Below are 7,569 nucleotides of genomic sequence, written 5' to 3' on the forward strand. Positions count from 1 at the left end.
GTTTTTAGATTAATCGAGAAGTATTGTAATCACTATGTGTTTAGTCGCGTGCTGTCAACTGTCTGCTTGTCTTGTCTCGCTAAACCCTCGGCAGAGCCGAGGAGCGCGAGCCGCTGGTGCAACACATGCGCCAGGTATCCTCCGCGTGATTGCATCCGCAACTGTCAACTGTCAACTGTCAACTGTCAACTGTTTAATTACCAAACAACTTCTTAGCAGCACGTTCGCTTCTGGCTTCAGCAGATGCCATCACTTCCGGCATGTTTTCCAACATTTCGCCAGGGTGATTTTCGAGCACTCTGGTGGATAGAGAAATCTTACCATTACCTTCATCCAAATCGATAATCATCGCTTTAATTTCTTGACCGATCGCGAATAGCTTCTCACAGGCTTCTACCCGATTTTGACTGATTTGTTTGATATAAATCAACCCAGTATTACCATCAAATTCCACGAAAGCACCAAAGGGTTTGATGCCGACGATCGTACCTGTTACTAACTGTCCGCGTTCGAGTTGACTAAAATTAGCTGTCCGTGTAGCTTGACGCTGAGAAAAGACGAGCTTGTTTTTATCCTTGTCGGCTTCGATAATAATCCCTGGAATGCTGGTGCCAACTAGCGACTCTAAATCTTTTTCGACTAATTGCGATCGCGGCACAAAACCGCGAATCCCTTGGAAGTTCACAGTTACACCACCTTTATTGATACCTGTGACTCGGAGTTGGATTGATTCTTTATTGCTTTGGAGGTCGTCAACTTGGTTCCAGGCATATTTCATCTGCAATTGGAGCTTAGACAAAGTAACTTGGCCGTCAGCATTTTGTTCGCGAATGATCAGAAATTCCTGGTCGTCACCGATGGGTAATAATGTCGATAAATCTGCTGATTCATCGGCGGCAACTTCCGCCGCTGGGACAAATGCTAGCGACTTACCATTGATATCTACATAGACACCATCGCTATCATAACTATGAATTTTACCTCGCACTAATTGGTCTTTTTCAAAACTGACCACCTCAGCATCTAGAGCTTTGGCGAAGTCGTCCATTGAAAAAATTTCGGCTGAGGTACTTGTAGTCTTATTCATTTGAGTTGAGAGGGAGATAGGTTTAAGGTGAGTTGCATTGGCAAAAATTGCTCACCAGCGAAGTTTCAGGAGATCTTGTTGAATTTATCTACTGAGTCGCAGTTAGTTGTTGAAATAATTCTTCGACATGTTGCCAAGCTGACTCAGCAGCAGTGGAGTTGTAGCTCTCCCGCAAATCGCAATTGAAGCCATGTTGGGCATCTGGATACTGCCAAATCTGATGGGGAATATTATTTTGGGTCAGAGCAGCATCAATTTGGGCGATTTGTGCGGGGGGAATACTAGCATCATCCATACCAAAGAACATATACATCGTACCTGCGATCGCGCCTGTCCGACTCACAGATGGCTCGCCGCCGCCTGGAGTGTAGGTAGTAATCCCCGCCCCATAAAAGGAAGCCGTCACCGCGATATCGGGCAAGGTCGCCGCTAAATAGGCAACATGTCCGCCAAAACAAAAGCCGATACAGCCAAAATGGGGTGTAATTTGGGGCAAAGTCTTGAGGTGGTCGATTGCGGCTTGGATGTCTGACAACAATTGTGGCGCACTAGTTTGCCCAGCATAGGTACGTCCTAATTCTACCTCAGCAGCCGTGTAGCCGAGATTGAGGTCTGGTGCTGTCCGATCGAACACAGCAGGTGCAATCGCCACATAGCCCAGGCTGGCGATGCGCTCGGTGACCGCGCGAATATGGGTATTGACCCCAAATATTTCTTGAAGTACTATGATACCGGGAAATCGACCAGCTCTAGCAGGGATAGCTAGATAAGCAGAGATTTCGGCGGATTGGGACTCGATCTGGACTTGTTGGGTGACAACTGGGAGTAGATCCATCTTGATTAAGCTAGCTATTGGCGATCGGGAACTAAAGAATAATAATAATACATACATCTATTCTAGATACTTTGAGCCGAGCGACCCCCGATCGTCAATTTGAGCGATCGCCTTTAGTTACACTCTGGGGCTGATATGTATAGCAACCGCCACAGTGCTTAGGAGATGACAACGACTGGAAGTCGTCGCTCGTGGTGCCAAGTCTGCCGCCGCAGACTAAAATGCAGAGTGTCTCAACTGTCTAGGCTATTGCTATAGTTGGCATCGCTGAGGACAAGTGAGCTAAATTTAGCCGCCGGGGGCATAATAACTCTTGCATAAATAGAAATTTTTAGTACCTGCAAATATTGCGACTCTAGATGCGCGAGAATTAGATCCGATTCACTATTCGAGCTGCTGGATAGTCCCGATCTGAGCATTACAAATTCAGCTTTGACCCTTTTATAGATTTCAGGAGTTATTAAATTGGCTAACGGTGAGTATTTCGATCGCACGAAGCGACTACTAGCGGGGAATGTGTTGTGGGTGGCGATTGCCGCAGTCTCTTGCGCCGGATTTTTGTTACTACATACTATTCTTAGTAGTATATCCATGACGACATTGGTTGCTAGTACAGGCATTGCCCAAACTGTCGATGTGACAGCAGCGATTGCTACTAGCATTCCGCTGAATTTTGATGTCCCCAAAAACTTTCAAGCCAAGACAATTAAAGCTGCGGCGATGCCTGGTGCTGAAAAAGTAATTGCGCTGACCTTCGATGACGGTCCCTGGCCCGAGACTACCGAGCAAATCTTAGCAACTCTCAAGCAAGAAAACGTCAAAGCAACTTTTTATATGGTCGGTCAGCCGCTCAAATCTTTCCCTGAAATCGGGAAAAAGGTGTTGGCTGACGGTCATGTCATCGCCAACCATACGCTCCACCATTGGTACAAACAGATGAGTCCTCTAGTGGCTCAACGCGAAATCGAAGATACCGCCAAAATCATCAAAGAAGTGCTCAATGTCGAAACTGACTACTTCAGACCACCAGGTGGCGTCCTCACCAACGGTCTGGTAGCATACGCCCAAACACAAAATAAGTCGATTAATATGTGGTCTGTCGATTCCGGTGATAGTCACCCTCAGCGTCCATCGCCAGAAGCCATGGTCAAAACCATCCTGGCGGGGGCAACCCCTGGGGGCATCGTCCTCATGCACGATGGTGGTGGCTCTCACGCCAATACCGCCCGAGCCGTCCCACAAATCATCGCCCAACTTCGCGCCCAAGGCTATCAGTTTGTAACAGTCCCCGAACTACTAGTACTGTCATCAGCCGTCTCAGCACCCCTAGCCGCTAGTTGAGCATCGTCCCGATTGCTAGTGGCGATGAGGATCGAGGCGGCGGGGAGAGTAGATAACAATCCTATCAAACAGCCGCTAAATCGATCGACTATCATATAGTAAAAGCATTAGGGAGAGTTTGATGGCGACCGATTTAACTCAACAAAAGTGTGTCCCCTGCGGTGGCGGCGAAGTGGCGATTTCTCAATCAGAAATCGACGCCTTCCAACCCCAAATTCCCGATTGGTGTCAGTTTGAAGTCAACGGCGAACAACGGATCGAAAGACTGTATCAATTTAAAGATTTTCAGACTGCACTTGCATTTACTAACGCTATCGGTGAGCTAGCCGAAGCCCAATCACATCACCCCGCCATCTTGACAGAATGGGGCAAAGTAACGGTGACATGGTGGACGCATACCGTCGGTGGTTTGCATCTTAACGATCTCATTATGGCAACCAAGACCGACGCGATCTTTAAACAGTTGACAGTTGACAGTTGACAGCGATTCGCGCTCCTCGGCTCTGCCGAGGGTTTAGCGAATCAAGAGAGCGAGATTTTTGGGATGGGGGCTTGAATCCTCATCCTAAAAACCCAATTATCAATTATCAATTAATTTAACTAGAAGCACTGGTATAAAACCTGAGTGCAAATCGCCAAAAGTAATTGGACACCACCAACAACACCACCGCCAAACAGCCTCCAGCCGCAATCCACACCAGCTCTCCCCGTCCGAGCAGCGTCTGCGCTGGCACCGTTGTCAAAAATGCCACCGGAATCACAAATGTAAAAAAGAAGCGGTACGTCGCTGGATAAGCCCCGATCGGAAACCGTCCCGCCGCCAGCAAACCCCGCAATACCTCAGTGATATTATAAATCTTGGTAAACCAAATACTTGTGGCACCCAGAATAAACCACAGGCTGTAAATAATCGTCACGCCAAATAGGATCGGAATCGCGCTCAATAGATAAGCACCTACCCCGACACCCAGCAGACTGCCAGCATATAAGACAATCGCTAAGCCAAACAGCATATCTGGCAGTCCCCACAATGAGAAACTATGGAAAGAGAGCCAAAATTGGGAACTAATCGGCTTGAGCAACACAAAATCCAGCGTTCCATCCTGAACGTGCTTGACAATTCGATTGAGATTGCTAGCTAAAAACGTGCTAGAAAACCCCTCTAAAAACGTGAAAATCCCCACTACAATTAATGCTTCCTGCCATGTCCAGCCTCGAAAGTTATAGCCTTTTTGATAAAACAAAAACAGACTGAATAAACTACCAGCCAGCCCACCCAAACTACTCAACGCTGCAAAGACAAAATTGAGTCGGTACTCCAACTCTGCCGCGATCGCCGTTCTCCAAAAAAGCTGAACTATATTTACATATCTATACATAATTAGGCTTGAGGTTTGAGGTTTTAGGCTTGAGGTTTTAGGCTTTTTGAGATCGACACTTATTTAGTCAACTATCAACTATCAACTATCAACTATCAACTATCAACTATCATGCTCCCATTCCTGAATACTGTCGCAAACCCTTGCGCCATAGCCAGCGATTGACGATCGCCAAGACTACCATCCACCCAAATATCACTGCAAAGTTTTGAGTGATATCGACTTTTAGCCCAGTCAAAATACTAGCGGGGAAGTTGATAATATAGGGAAATGGCGTCCAAAAGGCGATCGATCTAATTTCTGGGGGAAATAGTTCCAGTGGAGCGATTGCCCCTGACAAAAAGAGATTGACTAAAAATACTACCTCCTGAATCGAGCTAGCTTTTTCAGTCCAGAATGCAAACATCGCTAAAGTATATTGAATCAGAAAAGTCAGCGCAAATGCACAAACACTCGCGATTGTAAATAGTCCTAAAGTACCCAAACTTGGCAACCAAAAGGCACTTGGATACAAGCAGAAAAATAAAGCAACCAATCCAAAAATAAATGGCAAGCGGGCAAACCGTTCGCCAACATGCGACCAAATATGATGCCAAACTGGATCTAACGGTTGCAACAATCGAAATGACAGCTTCCCATCGACAATCTCGCGCTCAAAGTCCCAAATTACCCAGACAACAGTAAGTTGTCGCACTAAATAGACAGCGAGAAAATACCGAGCAAACTCGATCGAAGACAACCCAAAGTCAGCCTGCTGTGCAGCTTCAGTCCACACGCCCATCAGAATGAACGGTAACGACCCTGAAAGTGCCCACAACAGCAATTCCGCCCGATACTCTAACATGTAGGCGTAGTAGGTCACTAGGAGCGATCTGGAGATTTTAAATAATCGTTTCATAACTCCAATTATACAAATCCTCAGCGGCACAGTTTTGATGTCAAGAGATGATGATGAACATCTGTACATTTCAGAGCTATTTGTCCACATTACATAATTACTGCCACGCCATAAATAATGGCTCAAAGACAAGTCAGCAAAGGATTGTAGCGATTGAAGATCGCCTGTTTCTCTACTTAGAAAATTAAATAGATATTTGCCTTTTTCCCAAAAGTGATGGAAAAGTTCTAACATAGATAAATGCCTTTTCCCTGCAAACTGCTATGTCATTACAGCATACACCAGAAGCACAGGATGAATTTCCTAGTAAAGAACAAACCTCCGTTGAGCGGTATTCCAAAAGCAGCGATGCAATTGCGATCGAGTCAGCCAATACACCGGAGCGACTCATTCTTGAGAGTCTGTTAGAAGATTTAGAAGATCGAGAGAAAATAATGCGGCGCGTCCAGGCCGTCGAGGATATTAAACAAGCTCCGACACACAAACGTAGGGAGAAAATCAAACTCTGGGCCGATCGATTAGAAGTGCATCCGCGCACAGTGACACGACTGCTCGAACGAGTGGAGCAAGAAGGATTAGCTTCATTAGTTAGATTTACACGCATTGATGCAGGTGAGCAGAGAGGATCTAAGCAGTGGCAGGGGAAAAGTGTTGCTGAATGGACTGACTTCATTCTTACGACCTATAAGCGCGGCAATAAAAATGGCAGACGAATGAGTCGTAGCCAGACATTCAATCAGGTGAAGGGTCATGCGGTGGACGAGCTAGGATTGGCAAAGGATAAGGGTGAATATCCATCGATCGGATTCGTATACAGTGTTCTCAATCCTTTAGTAGAGAAGAAAAAGCCGAAAAAGAATCTAGGACAAGGGCCAGGTATCGTTATCAAAACTATCGATAAGGATAATGTTCAAGAAGATATTGTAGTTGAGCGAAGCAATCAAGTTTGGCAAATAGACCATACCAAATTAGACAACTTACTAGTAGACGCTGATGATAATGTTGTGGGCTGTGTCTGGATTACTTCTGTAATTGATAGCTACTCCAGTTGCATCATGGGTTACTATCTCAGTTTTATGTCGGCAGGTTCTCATGAGGTGGCTTTAGCTTTGCGTCATGCTATTTTACCGAAACAATATGGAGCTGAGTATGAACTCCAAAAGGAATGGGAAGTTTGTGGCTTACCAGAATATATTGTGACCGATCGAGCCAAGGAATTTAATTCTGGGCATTTCAGACGAGTTGCGATGGAGCTAGGGTTTAAACTTCGGTTGCGCTTACATAAGGAACAGGGTGGGATTGTTGAGAGACTTTTTCGTGGAATTAAGGATGAATTCTCATCACTACTGCCAGGATACAAAGGTGGCACCATTAAGGAGCGTCCAGAAAATGCTGAAAAATATGCCTGCATGATGTATGAGGAATACGATCGAAAATTAGTACGCTTTTTTGTCGATAATCATAACCAACATTTGTATCCGAGAATTAAAAATCAAACATCCCTAAATCGGTGGTGGAATGGGCTTCCTGGTGGTGAACCTCGACGCATAGAAGATGATCGAAAGTTAGATGTTTGCCTGATGAAGGGCAAAGAGAAAACAGTTCACCAACATGGATGTATTGTCTTTGAAAATTTGATATATGGTGCTGGGTTTAAACGTGATGAGAATGGCTATCAATACAATGATAAAAGTATTAATTTCCTGGACAAATATGATGGCAAAGTAACGATCAGGTACGATCCGAGCAACATTGTCAAAGTACTAGTCTATACTCTCGAACAGGATGGTCAACCATCGAGGTATTTAGGAGTTATTCGTTCCAGAGATTTAAAGGAATCTCGGCTTTCATTGAGAGAATGGAAGGAACGGGAAAAACAAATAAGAAAACTCACATCTTGCACTAGTATATTAGCTCTACTATTCAAGGGGTTGAAAATATGAGAAAAAGGGCGTGGAAAAACATTGATGAGAACAGTGAACACCATTCTCCCTTACGCCCAATTAATACTCTACACGCTGTTAGAGCT

General features: G+C 45.2%; 7 protein-coding genes. 3 read left to right on the forward strand and 4 right to left on the reverse strand.

Going from position 1 to position 7,569, the window contains the following annotated elements; genetic code table 11:
* Positions 1–193 precede the first annotated feature (193 nt).
* Together ACEW9I_RS08515 and ACEW9I_RS08520 are read right to left on the reverse strand one after the other, a co-directional pair.
* The gene (locus tag ACEW9I_RS08515; protein ID WP_373539919.1) at positions 194–1,087 is read right to left on the reverse strand and encodes a S1 RNA-binding domain-containing protein; all 894 of its coding nucleotides are present in this window, start codon (positions 1,085–1,087) and stop codon (positions 194–196) included.
* Between the two features lie 88 nt (positions 1,088–1,175).
* Positions 1,176–1,922, reverse strand: a complete 747-nt coding sequence (locus tag ACEW9I_RS08520) for a dienelactone hydrolase family protein (RefSeq protein ID WP_373539920.1) — start codon at positions 1,920–1,922, stop codon at positions 1,176–1,178.
* Positions 1,923–2,387: 465 nt separating this feature from the next.
* On the opposite strand from ACEW9I_RS08520, the gene ACEW9I_RS08525 reads away from it, so the two are divergent.
* On the forward strand, positions 2,388–3,263 hold the full coding sequence (locus ACEW9I_RS08525; RefSeq protein WP_373539921.1) for a polysaccharide deacetylase family protein: 876 nt from the start codon (positions 2,388–2,390) through the stop codon (positions 3,261–3,263).
* Between the two features lie 121 nt (positions 3,264–3,384).
* Positions 3,385–3,744, forward strand: coding sequence for a 4a-hydroxytetrahydrobiopterin dehydratase (locus ACEW9I_RS08530; protein WP_373539922.1), 360 nt, complete (start codon positions 3,385–3,387; stop codon positions 3,742–3,744).
* 115 nt (positions 3,745–3,859) lie between these two features.
* On the opposite strand, the gene ACEW9I_RS08535 is transcribed toward ACEW9I_RS08530, so the two are convergent.
* Both ACEW9I_RS08535 and ACEW9I_RS08540 read right to left on the reverse strand, forming a co-directional pair.
* On the reverse strand, positions 3,860–4,642 hold the full coding sequence (locus tag ACEW9I_RS08535) for an ABC transporter permease (RefSeq protein WP_373539923.1): 783 nt from the start codon (positions 4,640–4,642) through the stop codon (positions 3,860–3,862).
* Between the two features lie 109 nt (positions 4,643–4,751).
* Complete coding sequence (locus ACEW9I_RS08540) at positions 4,752–5,540, reverse strand: ABC transporter permease (RefSeq protein WP_373539924.1); 789 nt, start codon at positions 5,538–5,540, stop codon at positions 4,752–4,754.
* 263 nt (positions 5,541–5,803) lie between these two features.
* Here ACEW9I_RS08540 and ACEW9I_RS08545 point away from each other — a divergent pair, with 263 nt between their 5' ends.
* Positions 5,804–7,483 carry a Mu transposase C-terminal domain-containing protein gene (locus tag ACEW9I_RS08545; protein ID WP_373539925.1) on the forward strand — a complete coding sequence of 560 codons (1,680 nt, stop codon included), beginning with the start codon at positions 5,804–5,806 and terminating at the stop codon, positions 7,481–7,483.
* Positions 7,484–7,569: the final 86 nt, after the last annotated feature.

It is taken from the genome of Chamaesiphon sp., from assembly GCF_041738855.1.
Classification (GTDB): domain Bacteria; phylum Cyanobacteriota; class Cyanobacteriia; order Cyanobacteriales; family Chamaesiphonaceae; genus Chamaesiphon.